We start from the raw sequence: 19418 nt of genomic DNA on the forward strand, positions 1-19418 counted from the left end.
TCCCGAGCATCTAACCACATATGCCGCGAGCGGAGTCCGCTGCTTTTGCGCTTACGCCTCCAGACCCCGCACGCTCCTTTCGTGGTAAAGGGGGCTTGGATCCTCGGGAAAAGCCCGAAGATGACGCAGAGGGTGGGGAGGGCGTGTCGTCCTCGCCGGGCCGACGGCGGCACTCCGACATTCCACCTGACCGCGCCCCTTCTGCCTCTACCGCGGAAACGACACCGCATTGCCCGCATCCACATTGATGATGTTTCCGGTCGACTTCGCCGACATGTCGGAGGCAAGGAAGTAGATGGCTTCCGCGATATCCTCCGGGAACACCGAGCGCTTCAGCATGGAGCGTTCGCGGTAATGCGCTTCGAGGTCGTCCGTCGACATCTTGTAGGCGGCGGCGCGCTGTTCCTTCCACTCGCCGGTCCAGATCTTCGATCCGCGCAGCACGGCATCCGGATTGACGGTGTTGACGCGGATCTGGGCGCTTGCCCCTTCGAGCGCCAGGCAGCGGGCCAGATGAATTTCGGCGGCCTTCGCCGTGCAGTATGCGGATGCGCCGGGCGAGGCGGCAAGGCCGTTCTTGGAGGAGACGAACACGACATTGCCGCCGGCATTCTGGTAGCGGAACAGGCGGAAGGCCTCGCGCGAGACGAGGAAATAGCCGGTTGCCAGAATGGCGATGTTCTTGTCCCAGAGATCGAGCGTCGTCTCCTCGATCGGTGCGGAGGAGGCGAGACCGGCATTGGAGACCAGAATATCAAGCCCGCCGAATTCCACCACCGTATCGGCAAAGCCCCTGGCGACTTCGGCCTCGTCCGTGACGTTCAGGTGCACGCCGCGCACGATATCCTTGCTGAAGACGGAGGAGAGCTCGGCCTTGGCGGTTTCAAGCGCGGCGTCATCGATATCGGCCAGCACCACGCAGGCGCCTTCGCCCGCAAGCCGGAAGGCGGTGGCCTTGCCGATGCCGCCGGCGCCGCCGGTAACGAGCGCTATTCTACCGGCAAGCGGCTTCGGTTTCGGCATCCGCTGCAGCTTTGCCTCTTCCAGAAGCCAGTATTCGATATCAAAGGCCTCCTGTTCTGAAAGGCCCTGATAGGTCGAGACCGAGGATGCGCCGCGCATGACATTGATGGCGTTGACGTAGAACTCCGCCGAGATGCGGGCGGTCGCCTTGTCCTTGGCAAAGGAGATCATGCCGACGCCGGGCACCAGATAGATCACCGCGTTCGGGTCGCGCATGCCCGGCGAATTGTCGTGCTTGCAGCGCTCGTAATAGGCGGCGTAGTCCTCGCGGTAGGCGGCGATTGCGTCCGGCAGGCCGGCAACCGTCCCGTCGATATCCGGGTGTTCCGGGTCGAAATCGACGACCAGCGGGCGGATTTTCGTTCGGAGAAAATGGTCGGGGCAGGAGGTGCCGAGCGCGGCCAGTTCGTGAAGACGGTTGGAGGCGACGAATTCCAGCACAGCCGGTTGATCGTCGAAATGGCCGAGCTTGCCCTCGGTTTCGGAGATCATGCCGCGGATCTTCGGCATCAGCTTTTCGGCAATGGCGCGACGCTCTTCAGCGGCCAGCGTCTTCACCTTCGGGCCGCCGAAAACCGGGCCTTCGATCCTGGCGTCGAGCCAGGCCATGGCCTTGTTGATGATCTCCAGCGTGGTCTCGTAGCTTTCCTTGGCCGTATCGCCCCAGGTGAAAAGGCCATGGCTTTCCAGGATCACGCCGCGCGCATCCGGATTTTCCTCGCAATATTTCCCGAGCCAGAGGCCCAGTTCATAGCCGGGACGCTTCCACGGCAGCCAGCCGATCTCGCCGCCGAAAATCTCCTGCGTCAGCGCCTTGGAATCGGCGGAAGCCGCTATGGCGATGATCGCGTCGGGGTGCATGTGGTCGACGTGCTTTTTCGGCACATAGGCATGCAGCGGCGTGTCGATGGAAGCCGCGCGGGCGTTCAGGTTGAAGGTGCAGTGGGGGAGGTAGCCCACCATCTCGTCTTCATGCTCGATGCCGCGATAAAGGCCCTTCAGCGCGTTGAGCTTTTTCATGTAGAGCGTGGCAAAGCCGTCCATCCTGATGGTGCCGACATCGCCGCCGGAGCCCTTGACCCAAAGCACCTCGACCTGATCACCGGTGAGCGGATCCTTTTCCATCACCTTGGCGGAGGTGTTGCCGCCACCGTAATTGGTGATGCGCTTGTCGGAGCCCAGAAGATTGGAGCGATAGAGCAGAAGCTCGGATTCGCTCATCCCGGCAGCCTTGCCGTCATCCCACAGGTTCTCAAGCCGGGCGGCCCGGGTTTCATTCGCCATCGTTTCCTCCTTCGCGGCCTCTCGGCCTGGTTCTTCCCCGGCAAAATCCCTCCGAACGTTGGTCTTGTCAATCAGAAACGCTCAATTTCGATCAAAAATAACATTATCGCAATGCAGCATGACTATTTTTGATTGACACTGACGGAAAATCACTGAACTCTGTCAAAAAGGGAGGCCCCATGCACGAGAAAGAGCGTCATCGCATCATCCTGTCGGCGATACAGGAAAAGCCGGTTGTCACCGTGGCGGAGCTCGTCGATCTGACGGAAAGCTCCGAGGCGACGATCAGGCGCGATATCGCGGCTCTGCATGTGGCCAAGCGCCTGCGCCGGGTGCGCGGCGGGGCGGAGGCGCTCAGGCCGCCGCAATTCGTCGGCCTTGCCGGCCGGCCTTTCAGCGTCAACCAGACGATGAACGCGCGTCAGAAGCAGGCGATCGCCAAGGCGGCGGTCGCGCTGTGCGATGACGGCGATTCCGTCATCATCAACGGCGGCACAACCACGTTTCAGATGGTCCATCACCTCGCTAATCGCCGGCTGCAGGTCTTCACCAATTCCTTTCCGATCGCGGAGCATCTGCTGAAGCATTCGAAGAACACGGTGATGCTGTCGGGGGGCGTGATCTACCGCGAGCAGAACGTCATTCTGAGCCCCTTCGAAAACGACGTGACCCGCAATTTCTGGGCAAAGCGCATGTTCATGGGGGCGCAGGGGATCGGCCCGCTCGGGTTGATGGAGGCCGATCCGCTGCTGATCCAGGCGGAACAGAAGCTGATCGACCAGGCTGAGGAACTCGTGGTTCTGGTCGACTCGTCAAAATTCAAGCAGCGGTCGAGCCTGATCCTTTGCGGGCTGAAAAGAATCTCGACCGTGATTACCGATTCCGGGCTGCAGGCGTCCGACGCCCGCATGCTGGAGGAGGCCGGCGTTTCGGTGATCATCGCCGATGCGCAGGCAATGGAGGAAACCGGTTCGGGCTGAGCCTTGGAGGAGAAGAGCCAGCCTGCACCCTGTTCATCAACTGGAGGAGAAAGATGGGCATTTTGAAGAAAGTTCTCGTGGGAGCATTGCTCTCCACCGCGCTCGTTGCGCAAGGCGCACACGCCGCCGACAAGAAGATCGCGCTGGTGGTGAAGGCGCTCGGCATCGGCTTTTTCGAGGCCGCTGCCGAAGGCGCGGAAGAGGCCGCCAAGGAAATCGGCGATGTCGAACTGATTTACACGGGCCCGACCGATACGACCGCCGAAGGCCAGATCGACGTCATCAATTCGCTGATCGCCCAGAAGGTCGACGCGATTGCGATTTCGGCCAATGACCCGGATGCTCTGGTCCCGGCGCTGAAACGCGCCATGCAGCGCGGCATCAAGGTCGTCTCCTGGGATTCCGGCGTGGCACCCGAGGGCCGCATGGTGCACCTGAACCCTTCGTCCAACCCGCTGATCGGCAACATGATCATAAAGCTGGCCGCCGACAACCTGCCGGACGGCGGCGAGGTCGCCGTGCTTTCGGCTTCGGCGACAGCCACGAACCAGAACACCTGGATCGAGGAAATGAACAAGGTGAAGGGCGACTATCCGGGGATCGACGTCGTTACCACGGTTTACGGCGATGACCTGTTCGACAAGTCCTATCGCGAGACCCAGGGCCTGATCCAGTCCTATCCGGACCTGAAAGCGATCATCGCGCCGACCTCCGTCGGCATTGTCGCCGCGGCCCAGGCCGTGACGGACGAGGGCAAGATCGGCGAGATCAACGTCACCGGCCTCGGCCTGCCCTCCGAGATGGCGGCTTATGTCGACAATGGCGCGTCGAAATCCTTCGCCATCTGGAACCCGATCGACCTTGGCTATGCCGCCGTCATGCTGTCGAACGACCTGATCGACGGCGCGAAAGCCGAACCGGGGGCAGAGCTTTCCATGGGCCGCCTTGGCGAACTGACGCTGGATGACGACAATGCCGGCGCCATGGCCGATCCCTTCGTCTACGACAAGTCGAATATCGATAAGTTCAAGGACATCTTCTGAGCCTCCCGGGACGGGGCTGTCGCGTGGTCACCCTGCCTCGAGTTCACATGAAAAAGAGGCAAAGTGGCCATGCGGCAGCCCGCCGCTGCGGGCGGCTTCCTCGGCGCTGTCGGGCTTAAACCTAAATCGATCTCCCCCCTTGAGGGGGAGATGCCCCGAAAGGGGCAGAGGGGGGTGAACCCTATCCGGTAGCACGGAGATTGCGGCTTTGAGGGCTTGCGCCCTCTACCCCTCTTTGTCGCTTTCGCGACATCTCCCCCTCAAGGAGGAGATTGGTGGCGGCAGCGCTTACGAGAACATCTACCTCAACGCGCGTGGTAGCCGCCCTTGCCACAAAAGCCCCGCCTCGCCTTCAGGCGGGCCGACGAACCAACAACACGGCAGACCAAAGATGCCAGACGCACAGCAGAACGCCGCCATCGCGCTTGACGGCATCACCAAGACCTTTCCCGGCGTGCGCGCGCTGTCGGATGTCTCGCTTCGGCTCTATCCGGGCGAGGTGACCGCGCTTGTGGGCGAGAACGGCGCTGGAAAATCGACGCTCGTGAAAATCCTGACGGGCATTTATCAGCCCGACGGCGGCGCAATCAGGATGGACGGCGAAAAGGTCAGCTTCCCGACGGCGGAAGCGGCAAGCGAGCATGGCGTGACCGCCATCCACCAGGAAACCGTATTGTTCGACGCGCTGACGGTTGCCGAAAACATCTTCATCGGTCACGCGCCGACCAACCGTTTCGGCCTGATCGATTGGAAGCAGATCCATGATCGCGCCCGCGATATTCTCGACAGTATCGGCGCGCGCATCGACCCGCGCCATCGCCTGTCCGAACTCGGCATCGCCAACCGGCACATGGTCGCCGTCGCCCGCGCGCTTTCCGTCGATGCCCGCGTGGTGATCATGGATGAGCCGACGGCGGCCCTGTCGCAAAAGGAGATCGAGGAGCTTTACGAACTGGTCGAGAAGCTGAAGTCGGATGGCAAGGCGATCCTGTTCATCTCACACAAGTTCGACGAGATTTTTCGTATCGCCGACCGCTATACCGTCTTTCGTGACGGCGAGATGGTGGGTGAGGGCAGGATCGCCGAGACGGATGAAAACTCGCTGGTGGAACTGATGGTCGGCAGGCCGGTCGACCAGGTCTTCCCCAAGCAGGACGTCGAAATCGGCGGGCCGGTGCTGACGGTCGCCGGCTATCGCCATCCGACCGAGTTCGAGGATATAAACTTCACGCTCCGGCGCGGTGAAATTCTCGGCTTTTACGGTCTTGTCGGGGCGGGGCGGTCGGAATTCATGCAGGCGCTGTTCGGGATTACAAAACCCTCGGCGGGCGCTGTGCGCATCGATGGCGAGATTGCCGTCATCCGATCGCCCTCGGAAGCGGTGAAGCAGGGCATCGTCTATGTGCCGGAAGAGCGCGGCACGCAGGGCACGATCACGGCCATGCCGATCTTCGAAAACGTCACGCTGCCGTCGCTCGCCAAGGTCTCGCACAAGGGCTTTGTCCGCATGGCCGAGGAATTTGCGCTGGCGCGGGAATATACCGAGCGGCTGGATCTCAGGGCCGCGTCGCTGGACCAGCCGGTCGGCAACCTTTCCGGCGGTAACCAGCAGAAGGTGGTGATTGCCAAGTGGCTGGCCACCGAGCCGAAGGTGATCATTCTCGATGAACCGACCAAGGGCATCGATATCGGGTCTAAATCCGCCGTTCATGCCTTCATGAGCGAGCTTGCGGGCAGGGGGCTTTCCATCATCATGGTCTCGTCTGAAATTCCGGAAATTCTCGGCATGTCCGACCGGGTCATCGTCATGCGCGAGGGGCGGATCGCCGCCGAACTCGCCCGCGATGAAATGTCGGCGGAGAAGCTGGTGCGGGCGGCCGCCGGCATCGGGGCGGCGGCATGATGGCGCGCATCTTCAAACACCGCGAAGCGCTGCTCTTCGTCGCCATATTGATGCTGGTCGGCGCGATCGAGCTGCGTTTTCCGGGTTTTGTCGCCCCGCGCAATCTCGTTTCGATCTATAATGACACGGCGATCCTGATCATTCTGGCGCTGGGACAAGCCGCCGTTATTCTCTCGCGCGGCATCGATCTTTCCATCGCCGCCAATCTGGCGCTGTCCGGCACCATCGCAGCGCTCCTGAACGTCGCTTTCCCGGATTTACCGGTGATCTTTCTGCTGGTTGCCGCCGTCATCAGCGGCTCGGTGCTGGGCGCGATCAACGGACTTCTGGTCTGGCGCCTGTCGATCCCGCCCATCGTGGTGACGCTGGGCACGATGACCATCTATCGCGGCACGATCTTTCTTCTGACCGGCGGTGCCTGGGTCAATGCCCATGAGATGACCGATGCCTTCAAGGCGGTGCCGCGCGCCGTGTTTCTCGGCATTCCGGTGCTCGCCTGGTTCTCGCTCGCCGTCATCGTGGTGATGATGGCGGTGCTGGTCATGACCCGGCTGGGGCGCGCCTTCTATGCCGTCGGCGGCAATCCGCATGCTGCCGTCTACACCGGCATTTCCGTTGGTCGCACGCATTTCTTCGCCTATCTGGTTGCCGGTGCGCTGGCCGGTCTTGCCGGTTATCTCTGGACCGCGCGCTACGCCGTTGCCTATGTCGATATCGCCAACGGTTTCGAGCTGGACGTGGTCGCCGCCTGTGTCATCGGCGGCATCTCGATTGCCGGCGGCGCGGGGACGGCGATCGGCGCGGTGCTTGGCGCGCTCTTTCTCGGCATCATCAAGAATGCGCTGCCGGTCATCGATGTCTCGCCCTTCTGGCAGATGGCGATTTCGGGCACGGTCATCATCATCGCGGTTGCCGTCAATGCGCGCTCCTCGCGCGTCAAGGGCCGCGTCATCCTGAAAAAAGCGGAGCATGCGCTATGAGTGTCAGCGAAACGCGCTTTGTGCCCGATCGCCTACATGGGCGCGCTCACCGCATGGCCCGCAGTTGGGAGAGCCTGCTGGTCGTGGTGGTGGTCGCGATCTTCATCGTCAACAGTTTCGCCTCGCCCTATTTCCTCGATGCGTGGAACTTGTCGGATGCGACCTTCAACTTCACCGAAAAGGCGCTGATCGCCTTTGCCATGGCGCTGGTGATCATATCGGGCGAGATTGATCTCTCGGTTGCCGCCATCATCGCGCTGGCGTCAACGGCCATGGGGTTTGCCGCGCAGTTTGGCATGGGAACGCCGGAACTGGTGGCCATCGGCCTTGGCGTCGGTCTGTTGTGCGGCGCCTTCAACGGCTTTCTGATCACCGGTCTCGGCCTGCCGTCCATCGTCGTTACCATCGGTACGATGAGCCTCTTCCGCGGGCTCTCCTATGTGGTGCTCGGGGACAAAGCCTTTACCGGTTACCCGTCGGATTTCGCCTATTTCGGCCAGGGCTATGTCTTCTGGGTCATCTCCTTCGAATTCGTGCTGTTTGCCGTCATGGCGGTGCTGTTCGGCATCCTGCTGCATCTGACGAGCTTTGGCCGCATGGTCTATGCGATCGGCAACAACGCCACCGCCGCGCGCTTCTCCGGCATCCGGGTCGGGCGGGTGAAGTTCCTGCTGTTCCTGATGACCGGGGCCATGTCCGGCATGGCGGCAATCTGCCTGACCTCGCGCCTCGGCTCGACGCGGCCGTCGATCGCCTTTGGCTGGGAGCTGGAGATCGTCACCATGGTGGTGCTGGGCGGCATCAACATTCTCGGCGGCGCGGGCACGATCATCGGCGTTGTGCTCGCCGCCTTCATCATGGGGCTCGTCACCTTCGGCTTCGGGTTGATGAATGTGCCGGGCATCGTCATGTCGATCTTCATCGGTCTTCTGCTGATTGGCGTCATCGCATTGCCTGTGCTCTATACGAGGATCGCAAGGCGGTTCAGACGGGGTGAGGCGCAATGAGTGACATCCGCAAGGTCGCGGTCATCGATATCGGCAAGACCAATGCCAAGGTCATCCTCTATGACCTCGAAGCGGCGAGCGAAATCGACACACGGTCGAAACGAAACGAAGTGACGGGCCATTCGCCCTATCCGCATTTCGAGGTGGATGATCTGTTCGACTTCATTCTGGAAGCGCTTGCCGAATTTCAGAAGGAACATGGCGTCGATGCGATTTCCGTGACCACCCATGGCGCGACGGCGGCTCTTTTGAAGCGGGACGGAACGCTGGCGCTCCCGGTGCTCGACTACGAGCATGCCGGCCCCGACGAAACCCGCGCTGACTACGAAGAAATCCGCCCGCCCTTTGCCGAAACCGGCTCTCCGCGCCTCGCCATGGGGCTGAATATCGGCGCGCAACTCTTCTGGCAGAAGACAAAATTTCCCGATGAATTCGCGATGATCGACTGCGTGTTGCCCTATCCGCAATATTGGGGCTTTCGTCTGACCGGCCGGCGCGCCGGCGAGGCAACGAGTTGGGGGTGCCACACCGATCTGTGGTCGCCGCGCTCCAGGACGTTCTCCTCGCTGGTGGGTGAACTCGGTCTCTTTGGCAAGATGGGAGAGCTTGTCAAAGCCGATGACAAGCTGGGTGAGGTTCTGCCGGAAATCGCAAGGAAGACCGGGCTTGCCCCAAACTGCCCGGTTTTCGCCGGCATTCACGATTCCAACGCCTCGCTGCTGCCGCATCTATGGTCGAGGGCGCAACCTTTCTCCGTGGTCTCGACAGGCACCTGGGTGATTGCCATGGCGGTTGGCGGGCATCCGCCGGCTCTGGATGAAAGCCGGGATACGCTGATCAACGTCAACGCCTATGGCGATCCGGTGCCCTCCGCCCGGTTCATGGGCGGACGGGTCTTCGAGGTGGCGGCGCCCGGCGGCGAGGTTGCCGTCACCGAAGACGACCGCAAGGCGATGCTGAAGAACCGGATCATGATGATGCCGTCGGTGCTCGGCGATACCGGGCCGTTTCAGGGGATCATCGGCGGCTGGACGGTGGACGAGCATCATCTGACGCCCGGCATGCGTCTTCTCGGCGTTTCCTGGTATCTGGCGCTGATGACGGCGATCTGCCTTGACCTGACCGGGGCTTCTGGACCGGTAATCGTGGAAGGCCCGTTTGCCGAAAACCACGACTATCTCTCCATGCTTTCGGCCGCGACCGGCCGTCCGGTGGAGAAAAGCCCGGGCAGCGGCACCAGCGCCGGCGCGGCAGGCCTCGCGGTCGGCGGGGTCAAGCTCTCCGCCTTCAGGCCCCATCCCGAACCGCTGTCGGGTCTCGCTGAACTCAACGCTTACGCGGAAATCTGGCGGGAAAGACTGCCGGAGGTGGAGTGAGACCTCTCAGGCAGCGTCATCCGGCCTGCCGATGCCATCGCCCAAAAGATCCTCGACGAACCACGCGGCAAACTGGGCGCGGCCGGAGACGCCGGCCTTGGCGTAAATGCGCGTCATCTGGGCGCGCACGGTTCCCTGCGCCGCGCCGCGCAGGCGGGCGATCTCCGAGATATCAAGCCCCTTCAGCGCCAGAAGCCCGACTTCGCGTTCCGCCGGCGTCAAACCCCAGTCGTCGAACTGCGTGTCGATGATGCGGATGAAATCGCCGCGCGCCGTGTCGAGCGCCTTTTCCTGGGCATACATGCGTTCAAGTGTCAGACGAAGCTGCCAGCCGGCAAGGAAAATGCCGGCGACCAGCGTGACGGCGATCAGCGCCTCGATGATCGAATGGGCGCCGGGCGGTTTTTCAAAGAGGTCACGGGTCGCATCGGCGACGAAAAACACGGCGGCGACGGCCTGCATCAGCATGAACGCAGCAAGGGCGATCGTCTGCGATCGCCCCTGCCTTCGTGCTTCCGGCCTGTTCGTCATTTCGGCGGACCCTTGATCATCGGGCGGACAAGGTTTCGGCGAAGCGCGTGGCTTTCGACGGCGACGCCTGCGACGTGAATGAGCGCCAGAATGAGCATCAGGTTGGCGGCGGTTTCATGAACCCCCTTGACGATGTCGCTCTGGGCAAGACTGTCGTCACTATCGTCCCCGGCGCTGCGATTGGCAAGGCTCGACCAGTCGCCCTGTTCCACGGCCGCCCGTTCCTCCGCGATCGTGATCGGGCTCTTGGCGTCGGTCATGATCAGGCCCGTGGCGATCACGACGGCGAGCATCGCCCAGAGCGCATAGACCATCATGGCCCCTGCGGGATTGTGCGAGGGATACTCGCGCGGCTTGCCCCGGATGACCGAGAGCAGGTGCGAGACGGCGGCCTTCGGGTCCGGCGGAAAGGCGGAAAAGCGCGCCTCGCGCGGTCCGAGAAGCCCCCAGCCCAGCCGGATCGCCAGAACCGACATGGCGATCCAGCCGACCCAGACATGGACCGTGCCGCCCGGTTTGGACAAGAGCCCGTTGATGATGACGGCGGCGGCGATCGTCCAGTGGCTGATCCGCACCAGCGGGTCCCACGGATCGGGAGGGGCGACTTTCGCCCCTCCTCCTGTATTTGCGTTGTCGGACATCTCAGTCGTTCCCGGAAATCTTCTTTACCGCGCCGGAGGCCGGATCGATATAGATTTCCCACATCTTGTTGGACTGATCGGTGCACTTGGCCTCGATCATGCCGCCTTCGGCTTCGAATGCCCTGACGGAACAGCCGGCCTTTTCGAGGGCGGCGGTGGCGTCCTTTGGATTGGTGCCGACAACGTCGCCGACGGCCGGCATGGCGAAGGCGGAAAGCGGCGAGACGAGCGTAAGGGCTGCGAGGATGGCAATGCGTTTCATATCGGCTCCTGTCTGTTGGGTCGCCTTGAAGTGCGACGCTGCCGATGTGGACGGAGACAATTGCCCTCGTCCATGGCGCAAGTGCTGAAATGCGGGCCCGTAAGCGTCTGCTTATAGGGTGTTCAGGTGGCCGAAACGGCGCCGGATGCCTTGAAAACGGCTTGTCCCCGCACCAGTTCGATCTTCTTCGGGCAATCAATACGGGTGAAAGAACGCATGGACATCAACAAGCTTCTGGAAGGCTTCCTCGGTTCAGGCTCGGGCTCGGGCTCGGGCGGGCAGGATGCGGCGCGAACAACGGGTGGCTCAGGCCTACCGGGCGGGCTTGCCGGCGGCGCGGCGGCCGGCGGGGCGATCGCGCTTCTGCTCGGCACCAAGACCGGGCGCAAGCTGGGCGGCAAGGCGCTGAAATACGGCGGCATGGCTGCCGTCGGCGGACTGGCCTACAAGGCCTATCGTGACTGGCAGGAGAACAAATCCTCCGGTCAGGAGGAAAGGCCGCTCAATTTGCCGAAGCCGCCGGCAGACAGCGGCTTTGATGTCGAGCATGACGCGGACAAGGACGGCCGGGATTTCCGGCTGGCGCTGATGCGGGCGATGATCGCGGCGGCAAATTGCGACGACCATATCGACAAGGCTGAGCATGGCCGCATCCGCGAGCAGATCGAGAAGATGGGATTCGGCGCGGAGGAAAAAGCGCTGCTTTTCGACTATTTCGCCCAGCCATCGGATCCTGCGGCGGTCGCAGGGCTCGCGCGCTCGCGCGAGCAGGGAGCCGAACTCTATCTGGCTTCCGCTCTTGCGGTCGATCCCGACACGCCGCAGGAAAAGGCCTATCTTGAGCGGTTGTCCGGACATCTGGACCTGCCCGAAGGTCTGCGCGGACACCTCGATCTTGAAGCGGAAGCCGCCCGCCGTCAGGTTGAGGGCTGACCGTTCCGGCGATGATGACGCGCCGACCTTTGCGCGGCTGCTGGTCCTTGTCCGAAGCGTGTCGCCGTGCGGAGGGCGCGCCATCGCGGCTTGGGCGGCCGGTCATTGGCAGACTCGATGGTCGACGGCAAGGCTACTTCGTGGCGATCCTGAGGACGATGTCCTGGTCGTAATTGCCGAAGCCCTTGCCGAAGATATTGACGCCGCCGGGATGACGGGCGTCCTCGTGCACGCTGATCGAAAGGCGGATGGAGTGGTGGCGTTCAAGGCCGAGGTCGGCGAGACGGACGTCGGACATCCTGACGCCATCCACATAGGCGCCGCTTCCGGTCACGCGGAAGCGCTTCAGCATGCCGTATTGCGAGCCCTTGAGCTTCCACCAGTCCGGCGTGAATACGCCGCGACGATCGCCGAAATCGCCCGGCGATGTCCACTGGCCGATATCGATGCCGTTGATGCCGATGGTGATGTCGGACGGCCAGTCGGGGTTGGTGCCGGGCATTTCGGAGGAGAGCTCCAGGGAGAATTCGAGTTCTTCGACGCCACGGTTGTCGAGCCGGGCATTGTTGGGAAACTGGTATTCCACCTTGCCCCTTGTGAACCAGATCAGCCCGGCCTTCATGCGCGCCGGATCGAGGAAGGAATCGGGCACGTCGAGAAGGCCGATAATGCCCTCATTCGTGCATAGCCCGCAGGGCGCGCTGACGTCGAAGGCGGTGTAGAGGCCGACCGGCATCGACACCTCGATCCCGTCCCTGCGGCGTTCCTCTGCTGCATCGGCGAAAACGATCAGCACTTCATCGTAGATGCTGGTGCAAACCTTCTGGTTGCCCTTGCGGGCGCGCTGGCTCTCCGTGTGGATCAGACCGGCCTCTTCTAGAAGCTGCACGCTGAGCGACACTGTGGATTGCGGAAGCTTCAGGAGTTCGCCGATCTCCTTGACGTTCAGCGGCCCCTTCCGGCGCAGAAGCTTGAGCACGGCAATGCGCGCCGGCGCGGCCAGACCCTTGATGACATTCATGTCCCTTTCCGGGTCAACGACAAGAAAATTGCGCGGCATGGGAGAACTTTTCTACTGGTGGTCAGTGTCAGGAAACGTTCATATCAGGATTCTTGGCGCGGTCAAATATCGGTGGCAGCACCGCGCGTGCCGGGACCGCTTAAGGCGGACAATTCACAATTTGGTGCAAACTTTTGAACAGGGATTGCGCCGACTTCGGTTCGTCTGCCTTATTTGACAAACGGTGTCGCGATTCGGCCACCGGCTGCATCCGCTTGAAAAAACACAAGGAAACGGGCAGACTGCACATTTCCTGTGCATCCATTGAGCTTGACACAAGATTGAGCGGCTTCTAGAATTTTGGACCAAATGGTCAAAGAGGGGTCTTTTTACACATGAAGAATGATTTTTCGCTGAGCCGTCGCGCGCTCATGGCATCCACGCTTGTTCTCGGCGCCGTTGCCATGGCGCCGGCCATCAGCGCCGCAGAGCCGCTGAAGGTCGCTGCCATCCACGCTTCGCCGGTTGAAAATGCCTGGAACTCGGTCATCCATCAGGCGCTTCTGGAAGCCGCCGAAGAGGGTGCGATCGAATATGTCTTTTCCGAGAGCGTTTCGGGTACGGACTACCCCCGCGCCATGCGGGAATATGCCGAGCAGGGCGTCGATCTGATCATCGGCGAATCCTATGCCGTTGAATCCGAAGCCCGTGAAGTGGCTGCAGACTATCCGGATACGCCCTTCGTCATGGGGTCCTCCGGCGGCCCGTCCGGCGACAATTTCGGCGTTTTCGGCACATGGAACCATGACGGCGCCTATCTCGCCGGCATGCTGGCCGGCACGCTGACGGAAAGCAACGTCGTCGGCTCGGTCGGCGCCATGCCGATCCCGGAAGTCAACATGCTGATCAATGCCTTTGCCGAAGGCGTGAAGGAAACCAATCCGGACGCCGAACATCATGTCACCTTCATCGGCACCTTCTTTGATCCGCCAAAGGCCCGTGAAGCCGGCCTCGCCCAGATCGACCAGGGCGCGGACATTCTTTTCGGCGAACGCATCGGCACGGCCGACGCGGCCAAGGAGCGCGGCATTCTCGCCGTCGGATCGCTCATCGATTACACGCCGCGTTATCCCGATACCGTCTTTGCCAACGCTCTCTGGGGCTTCCGCCCGATCGTCGATGCGGCGATCGCCGATGTCGAGGCCGGCAATCCGGTCGGCCAGAATTACACGGCCTTCGGCATGCTGAAGGAAGGCGGCAGCGACATCGCCTTCGTTGAAGGCGTTGCCTCGCCGGAGGCGGTCGAAGCCATGCTGGCCAAGCGTCAGGAAATCATCGACGGCACGTTCGAGGTTCCGCGCAACATGGACGAACCGAAGTAGGGATTGCCCATGCAGGCCGACGCGACAGCGCTCGCCGCCGCGATCGGCAAGGGTGATGTTTCGGCGCGGCAGGCGATGGAAGCATCGCTTGCAGCCTCTGATGCCTGGGCGTATCTCGGCGCCCTTTCCGGTCGTGACCCCGAAGCAGGGCTCGCGGCCGCTGATCGGTTTGACAGTCTTTCAGCGGACGAAAAGGCGGGGATGGCCTTCGGCGGCGTGCCGACGCTTGCCAAGGATCTCGGCGGGCCTTTCTCGGGCTTTGCCGTTACTGCCGGATCGCGCGCGCTTGCCGGCGGGGATGCCGGCGCTGACAGCGATATCGCCGCCCGCTTTCGCGCCGCCGGGTTCTCTGTTTTCGGGCTGACGACGAGCCCCGAATTCGGCCTGTCGCTCGCCAGCGAACCGGAAAAGGGCCCCATCTGCCGCAATCCGCTGGATGAAAGCCGCTCGCCCGGCGGTTCATCGGGCGGCGCTGCCGCCGCCGTCGCCGCCGGCATTGTATCGGTCGCGCATGCGACAGATGCGGGCGGCTCCATCCGCGTGCCCGCCGCCTGCTGCGGCCTTGTCGGGCTGAAGCCGTCACGCGGGGCAATGCCCGCCGGGCCTGGCTACGGCAATTACCTCGGCGGCATCGCCACCGAACTCGCCGTTTGTCGCTCTGTTCGGGATGCGGCCAGTGTGTTTCGCGCAATCTCCGGCAATGCGCGCGGTCCCTTTCCGCCGCCGGCTTTTGCCGACGTGCCCGAGGGAAGTCTGCGCATCGGCGTTCTGACCGAGACCGATGTCAGAGCCGATCCGGCGCGTCTCGGCGTGCTCGAAGATGCCGCGAAGGCGCTTGAGGCGAGGGGGCACCGTCTTCGCCCTGTCGGCTGGGCCGAAGTCGAAACGCCGGCACGCGCCAGTGCTTCCGCCTTTGCCGACATCGCGGCCGCCAATCTTGCCGAAACATCCGGCCGTTTCGGCCTCGAGCTTGAGATGGTTGAACCGATGACGCGCGCCGTCATTGAACGTGGCCGGGCGATGCGGCCGGAAGAGGTCTGGTCGCTGACAAACGAGGTGGCGCTGATCGCCCGCGATCTCTGGCGGCTGTTCGAAGATGTCGACTGTCTGATCTGCCCGATGCTGACCGATCAGCCGAAGCCGGTGGGCAGTTTTCCAACCGATCATGATGACTGGCCGCTGCATTTTGAGAGGATGAGGGCCTTTGCGCCGCTTGCCGCCCTTGCCAACCTTTCCGGTTTTCCGGCAATTACATTGCCGTACGGGTCGGATGGCGACGGCCTGCCGCTGCCGTTGCAGATAATCGCACCGATGGGCGCCGAGGCGGTCTTGCTGAAGCTTGCGGCAGAACTGGAAAACGAGAACCGCTGGCAGCACCGCTTTGCCATTCCAGGAGTTTGCGCATGAGAGAAACCGTGCTCGAAATTTCCGGCGTTTCCAAACGCTTCGGCGAAACGCTCGCCAATGACGATATTTCGCTGACGCTCGGCAAGGGTGAGGTGGTGGCGCTGCTCGGCGAAAACGGCGCCGGCAAGACGACGCTGATGAGCATTCTCTTCGGCCATTATGTGCCGGACACCGGCACGGTCAGCGTTCACGGCGAGACGCTTGCCCCCGGCAGCCCGCGCGCGGCGATCCGCGCAGGCGTCGGCATGGTGCATCAGCATTTTTCGCTCGCGCCCAATCTCACGGTTCTGGAAAATGTGATGACCGGAACCGAAAGCCTGTTTTCCTTCGCCTCCGACACGAAGTCCGCCCGCCGCAAGCTTGCCGACATCGCCGGCCGCTTCGGCCTTGCCGTCAATCCGGATGCCCGCGTCGGCGATCTTTCCGTCGGCGAACAGCAGCGCGTCGAAATTCTGAAGGCGCTTTATAACGACGCCAAAATTCTCGTACTGGACGAGCCGACGGCGGTGCTGACCGGGCCGGAGGCCGAAAAACTCTTTGCCACGCTGAAGGAGATGGCGGCGCAGGGCCTTTCGCTGATCTTCATCTCCCACAAGCTGGATGAGGTGATGGCGGCGGCCGATCGCGTTGTGGTGCTGCGCGGCGGGCGACAGGTGGCCGAGCGCAAGGCCTCTGAAACCAGCAAGGCGGAACTGGCCGAACTCATGGTTGGCCGCAAGGTGGAACGACCCGTGCGCGAGCCGGCGACCCCCGGTCCGGTCGTCCTCGAAGCCGTTGGCATAACGGTTCGGGTCGAAGGCGTCGACCGACTGAAATCCGTCGACTTCACCCTTCATGCCGGCGAGGTGCTCGGTATTATCGGCGTTTCCGGCAATGGCCAGGCGACGCTGGCCGCACTTCTGAGCGGCACGGCGAAGCGGGCGTCGGGCGATCTCGTGCTTTTCGGCAAGGGAGTTGGCGACCTGACGGTTGCCGAGGCCATTTCCGAAGGGATCGGCCGCGTGCCGGAGGACCGCAATGGCGAGGGCGCGATCGGCGAAATGGCGATCTGGGAAAACGCCGTTCTGGAGCGCATTTCCGATTATTCGAAAAACGGTCTGGTGCAGCGCGGGGCGGCGATCAGCTTCGCCAGCCAGATCATAGAGACTTTCGATGTGCGCGGCGGCACGCCGACAAGCCGCACGCGGCTTCTGTCCGGCGGAAACATGCAGAAGCTCATTCTGGGCCGGAACCTGATCGAGCACCCGAAGATCCTGCTGGCGGCGCAACCCGCGCGCGGACTGGATGAAGGCGCGGTCGCTGCCGTTCACGAGCGCATTCTGGAAGCCCGGCGGGCCGGCACGGCTGTGCTGCTGATTTCCGAAGACCTTGATGAGGTGATGGCGCTTGCCGATCGCATTCAGGCGATCGTCGGCGGCAGGCTGTCGCCGCCGGTTGCCGCTGAAAATGCCAATACGCAGATGCTTGGCCTGATGATGGCCGGTGAATGGACGGAGAACGCCGATGCGGTTTGAACGGCGCGAACATCGCCCGACGGCGCTCGTCATCGCAACGCCGCTGATTGCGGTTGCGGCAGCGCTTGGAATAGCCGGTATTCTCATCGCGCTAGCCGGCGCGCCGGTGCTGGAAGCCTACTGGAAGATCCTGGTCGGCGCCTTCGGCTCGAAACTGTCGATCACCGAGACCCTGACGCGGGCAACGCCGCTGATCCTGACCGGCCTTGCCGCAGCTGTCGCCTTTCGCGCGCGGCTCTGGAATATCGGCGGGGAGGGGCAGTTTTATTTGGGCGCGATCGCGACCGCCGCCGTCGGCGCGCATCTGACGGCGGGCCTTCCGGGCTTCGTGCAGATGCCGATCCTGATGGCGTCAGGCGCTGTCGCGGGCATGATCCTGCTTCTGCTGCCGCTCTGGCTGAGGCTGCGCTTCTCCGTCGATGAAGTGGTGACCACGCTGCTTTTGAACTTCGTTGCCATCCTCTTTGTCTCCATGCTGATCGATACGGTGCTGAAGGATCCGATGGCCTTCGGCTGGCCGCAGTCGGAGGCGGTGGAACGCGCTGCTCGCCTGCCGAAGCTTGTGGACCGCTCGCGGTTGCATATCGGCCTTCTCGTTGCGGTCGCCTTTGCCTTCATCGTTCATTTCATCCAGTCGCGGACGACGTTCGGCATGCGCTCGCGCGCGGCCGGTCTCAACCCGAAGGGCGCGGTCTTTGCCGGCGTGCCGCTGGGGCGCACGCTGGTGCTTGTCGCCATGCTGTCGGGCGGGCTCGCAGGCCTTGCCGGCAGTATCGAGGTTCTGGGCGTCAAGGGCTATGTCACCACCGATCTCTCGCCCGGCTATGGCTATTCCGGCATCGTTGTCGCCATGCTCGCCAATCTTCATCCCATCGGCGTGGTGCTGGCCGCGCTGTTCACCGCGGTCATGTTCGTCGGCGCGGACGGCATGAGCCGCTCGCTCGGCATCCCGACCTATATCGCCGATGTCACCGTGGCGCTGTCGCTGATTTCCATGCTGGTCGCCGTCTTCTTCACGCAGTACAGGGTGCGCCGATGAACACGATTGTCGATATTCTGGCCTCTGCCGGTCTCTGGGCCGCCGTTCTGCGTATCGCCACGCCGCTGATCCTCGGCACGCTTGGCGCGCTATTGTCGGAACGCTCCGGCGTGCTGAACCTCGGCATCGAGGGCATCATGACCTTTGGCGCCATGGTTGGCTGGCTCGCCGTCTTCAACGGCGCGGATCTGTGGACCGGGCTTCTGGTGGCAGCGCTTGGCGGCGCGGTCTTTGGCGCGCTGCATGCCGTGCTCACCGTCACGCTCGGGCTGTCGCAGCATGTCTCGGGCCTCGGGGTCACGCTGTTTGCCTCCAGCTTTGCCTATTACGTCTTCCGGCTGATGGTGCCGGTTTCCGGTTCGCCGCCAACGATCGAGCCGTTCCAGCCGATCGATATCCCGGGCCTCTCCGATCTGCCCTTCATCGGTCCCGCCTTCTTCACCCAGACCGCGCCCACCTATCTGGCGATCGCGCTGGCGATCCTTCTGGCCTATATCCTGGCGAAAACCCCGCTGGGCCTTGCCGTGCGCATGGCCGGCGAAAATCCGCATGCGGCGGAAGCCCAAGGCGTCAACCCGATGGTGATGCGCTATGGCGCGGTGATCGTCGGCAGCGCGCTGATGGGCGTGGGCGGCGCGTTTCTGACGCTTTCGGCCTTCAACTCCTTTTTCCCGACCATGGTGCAGGGGCGCGGCTGGATCTGCATCGCGCTCGTGGTCTTCGCCTCTTGGCGGCCGGAGCGGGCGTTGTTCGGGGCGCTGCTGTTTGCCTTTTTCGACGGCTTCCAGTTGCGCCTGCAGACCGCGCTCGATGGCGCCGTCCCCTATCAGATTTTCCTGATGATCCCCTATATCCTTTCAATCGCCGCGCTTGCCGTCATGGCGCGGCGCGCGCGCGTGCCGCAGGCGCTGATGCAGCCCTACCGGCGCGGGGAACGGTGAGGGGACGATTGTCCGAGGAGGACGCAGTTTGACAGGGGCTTTGCAACCCCGCAGACGTCATCCTCGGGCTTGACCCGAGGATCCAATCACGCTGATGCGCGAGCGGAGGCAGTGGTTACGGGGTAGTTTCCCTGCTATCCGAAACGCCAGTCGTGTTGATATGTGCTTAGAT

17 protein-coding genes are annotated in these 19418 nt (G+C 62.8%); 12 read left to right on the forward strand and 5 right to left on the reverse strand.

All coding sequences use genetic code 11. The features are described 5' to 3' along the window. Window positions 1-207: 207 nt before the first annotated feature. Window positions 208-2307, reverse strand: a complete 2100-nt coding sequence (locus JET14_RS04245) for a bifunctional rhamnulose-1-phosphate aldolase/short-chain dehydrogenase (RefSeq protein WP_200336939.1) — start codon at window positions 2305-2307, stop codon at window positions 208-210. Window positions 2308-2486: 179 nt separating this feature from the next. Between JET14_RS04245 and JET14_RS04250 the strand changes: the two genes are divergently transcribed. The 6 genes from JET14_RS04250 to JET14_RS04275 all read left to right on the forward strand — a co-directional run bounded on the left by JET14_RS04250 (window position 2487) and on the right by JET14_RS04275 (window position 9596). Further along, on the forward strand, window positions 2487-3287 hold the full coding sequence (locus JET14_RS04250; RefSeq protein WP_200336940.1) for a DeoR/GlpR family DNA-binding transcription regulator: 801 nt from the start codon (window positions 2487-2489) through the stop codon (window positions 3285-3287). A 53-nt stretch (window positions 3288-3340) separates the two neighbouring features. Continuing rightward, the gene (rhaS, locus tag JET14_RS04255) at window positions 3341-4330 is read left to right on the forward strand and encodes a rhamnose ABC transporter substrate-binding protein (protein ID WP_200336941.1); all 990 of its coding nucleotides are present in this window, start codon (window positions 3341-3343) and stop codon (window positions 4328-4330) included. A gap of 391 nt (window positions 4331-4721) precedes the next feature. Beyond that, the gene (locus JET14_RS04260; RefSeq protein WP_200336942.1) at window positions 4722-6233 is read left to right on the forward strand and encodes a sugar ABC transporter ATP-binding protein; all 1512 of its coding nucleotides are present in this window, start codon (window positions 4722-4724) and stop codon (window positions 6231-6233) included. After that, a complete protein-coding gene (locus JET14_RS04265) occupies window positions 6230-7213 on the forward strand; it encodes an ABC transporter permease (RefSeq protein ID WP_200336943.1) in 984 nt (327 codons plus the stop codon). Before JET14_RS04260 ends, JET14_RS04265 begins: the two co-directional genes overlap by 4 nt. Beyond that, entirely contained in the window at window positions 7210-8220 is a 1011-nt protein-coding gene (locus JET14_RS04270) for an ABC transporter permease (protein ID WP_200336944.1), read from the forward strand. The genes JET14_RS04265 and JET14_RS04270 overlap by 4 nt, the downstream gene beginning before the upstream one ends. Continuing rightward, a complete protein-coding gene (locus JET14_RS04275) occupies window positions 8217-9596 on the forward strand; it encodes an FGGY-family carbohydrate kinase (protein WP_200336945.1) in 1380 nt (459 codons plus the stop codon). Before JET14_RS04270 ends, JET14_RS04275 begins: the two co-directional genes overlap by 4 nt. A 6-nt stretch (window positions 9597-9602) precedes the next feature. Here JET14_RS04275 and JET14_RS04280 read toward each other — a convergent pair whose 3' ends face one another. The 3 genes from JET14_RS04280 to JET14_RS04290 are packed head-to-tail and all read right to left on the reverse strand — an operon-like array spanning window position 9603 to window position 11030. Continuing rightward, complete coding sequence (locus JET14_RS04280) at window positions 9603-10127, reverse strand: helix-turn-helix transcriptional regulator (RefSeq protein WP_200336946.1); 525 nt, start codon at window positions 10125-10127, stop codon at window positions 9603-9605. Continuing rightward, the gene (locus JET14_RS04285) at window positions 10124-10768 is read right to left on the reverse strand and encodes a cytochrome b/b6 domain-containing protein (RefSeq protein ID WP_200336947.1); all 645 of its coding nucleotides are present in this window, start codon (window positions 10766-10768) and stop codon (window positions 10124-10126) included. The genes JET14_RS04280 and JET14_RS04285 overlap by 4 nt, the downstream gene beginning before the upstream one ends. A gap of 1 nt (window position 10769) precedes the next feature. Further along, entirely contained in the window at window positions 10770-11030 is a 261-nt protein-coding gene (locus JET14_RS04290; RefSeq protein WP_200336948.1) for a PepSY domain-containing protein, read from the reverse strand. A gap of 216 nt (window positions 11031-11246) precedes the next feature. On the opposite strand from JET14_RS04290, the gene JET14_RS04295 reads away from it, so the two are divergent. After that, a complete protein-coding gene (locus JET14_RS04295; protein ID WP_200336949.1) occupies window positions 11247-11963 on the forward strand; it encodes a tellurite resistance TerB family protein in 717 nt (238 codons plus the stop codon). A 133-nt stretch (window positions 11964-12096) separates the two neighbouring features. Here JET14_RS04295 and JET14_RS04300 read toward each other — a convergent pair whose 3' ends face one another. Further along, window positions 12097-13023, reverse strand: a complete 927-nt coding sequence (locus tag JET14_RS04300; protein ID WP_024708781.1) for an ArsR/SmtB family transcription factor — start codon at window positions 13021-13023, stop codon at window positions 12097-12099. Between the two features lie 335 nt (window positions 13024-13358). Between JET14_RS04300 and JET14_RS04305 the strand changes: the two genes are divergently transcribed. Genes JET14_RS04305 through JET14_RS04325 form a run of 5 tightly spaced genes read left to right on the forward strand, consistent with a single transcriptional unit; the run spans window position 13359 to window position 19246 of the window. Beyond that, window positions 13359-14345: a BMP family protein gene (locus JET14_RS04305; protein WP_200336950.1), complete on the forward strand. Its 987-nt coding sequence runs from the start codon at window positions 13359-13361 to the stop codon at window positions 14343-14345. A gap of 9 nt (window positions 14346-14354) precedes the next feature. Next, a complete protein-coding gene (locus JET14_RS04310) occupies window positions 14355-15752 on the forward strand; it encodes an amidase (protein WP_200336951.1) in 1398 nt (465 codons plus the stop codon). Continuing rightward, window positions 15749-17266: an ABC transporter ATP-binding protein gene (locus JET14_RS04315; RefSeq protein WP_200336952.1), complete on the forward strand. Its 1518-nt coding sequence runs from the start codon at window positions 15749-15751 to the stop codon at window positions 17264-17266. The genes JET14_RS04310 and JET14_RS04315 overlap by 4 nt, the downstream gene beginning before the upstream one ends. Further along, on the forward strand, window positions 17256-18305 hold the full coding sequence (locus JET14_RS04320; protein WP_200336953.1) for an ABC transporter permease: 1050 nt from the start codon (window positions 17256-17258) through the stop codon (window positions 18303-18305). The genes JET14_RS04315 and JET14_RS04320 overlap by 11 nt, the downstream gene beginning before the upstream one ends. Next, window positions 18302-19246 carry an ABC transporter permease gene (locus JET14_RS04325; protein WP_200336954.1) on the forward strand — a complete coding sequence of 315 codons (945 nt, stop codon included), beginning with the start codon at window positions 18302-18304 and terminating at the stop codon, window positions 19244-19246. The genes JET14_RS04320 and JET14_RS04325 overlap by 4 nt, the downstream gene beginning before the upstream one ends. The last annotated feature ends 172 nt before the right edge of the window (window positions 19247-19418 follow it).

This window comes from Martelella lutilitoris (genome assembly GCF_016598595.1).
GTDB classification, from domain to species: Bacteria; Pseudomonadota; Alphaproteobacteria; order Rhizobiales; family Rhizobiaceae; genus Martelella; species Martelella lutilitoris_A.

Coding starts and splice junctions, on each gene's coding strand:
- JET14_RS04245 (WP_200336939.1), bottom strand. CDS start 2,307: ATGGCGAATGAAACCCGGGCCGCCCGGCTTGAGAACCTGTGGGATGAC.
- JET14_RS04250 (WP_200336940.1), top strand. CDS start 2,487: ATGCACGAGAAAGAGCGTCATCGCATCATCCTGTCGGCGATACAGGAA.
- rhaS (WP_200336941.1), top strand. CDS start 3,341: ATGGGCATTTTGAAGAAAGTTCTCGTGGGAGCATTGCTCTCCACCGCG.
- JET14_RS04260 (WP_200336942.1), top strand. CDS start 4,722: ATGCCAGACGCACAGCAGAACGCCGCCATCGCGCTTGACGGCATCACC.
- JET14_RS04265 (WP_200336943.1), top strand. CDS start 6,230: ATGATGGCGCGCATCTTCAAACACCGCGAAGCGCTGCTCTTCGTCGCC.
- JET14_RS04270 (WP_200336944.1), top strand. CDS start 7,210: ATGAGTGTCAGCGAAACGCGCTTTGTGCCCGATCGCCTACATGGGCGC.
- JET14_RS04275 (WP_200336945.1), top strand. CDS start 8,217: ATGAGTGACATCCGCAAGGTCGCGGTCATCGATATCGGCAAGACCAAT.
- JET14_RS04280 (WP_200336946.1), bottom strand. CDS start 10,127: ATGACGAACAGGCCGGAAGCACGAAGGCAGGGGCGATCGCAGACGATC.
- JET14_RS04285 (WP_200336947.1), bottom strand. CDS start 10,768: ATGTCCGACAACGCAAATACAGGAGGAGGGGCGAAAGTCGCCCCTCCC.
- JET14_RS04290 (WP_200336948.1), bottom strand. CDS start 11,030: ATGAAACGCATTGCCATCCTCGCAGCCCTTACGCTCGTCTCGCCGCTT.
- JET14_RS04295 (WP_200336949.1), top strand. CDS start 11,247: ATGGACATCAACAAGCTTCTGGAAGGCTTCCTCGGTTCAGGCTCGGGC.
- JET14_RS04300 (WP_024708781.1), bottom strand. CDS start 13,023: ATGCCGCGCAATTTTCTTGTCGTTGACCCGGAAAGGGACATGAATGTC.
- JET14_RS04305 (WP_200336950.1), top strand. CDS start 13,359: ATGAAGAATGATTTTTCGCTGAGCCGTCGCGCGCTCATGGCATCCACG.
- JET14_RS04310 (WP_200336951.1), top strand. CDS start 14,355: ATGCAGGCCGACGCGACAGCGCTCGCCGCCGCGATCGGCAAGGGTGAT.
- JET14_RS04315 (WP_200336952.1), top strand. CDS start 15,749: ATGAGAGAAACCGTGCTCGAAATTTCCGGCGTTTCCAAACGCTTCGGC.
- JET14_RS04320 (WP_200336953.1), top strand. CDS start 17,256: ATGCGGTTTGAACGGCGCGAACATCGCCCGACGGCGCTCGTCATCGCA.
- JET14_RS04325 (WP_200336954.1), top strand. CDS start 18,302: ATGAACACGATTGTCGATATTCTGGCCTCTGCCGGTCTCTGGGCCGCC.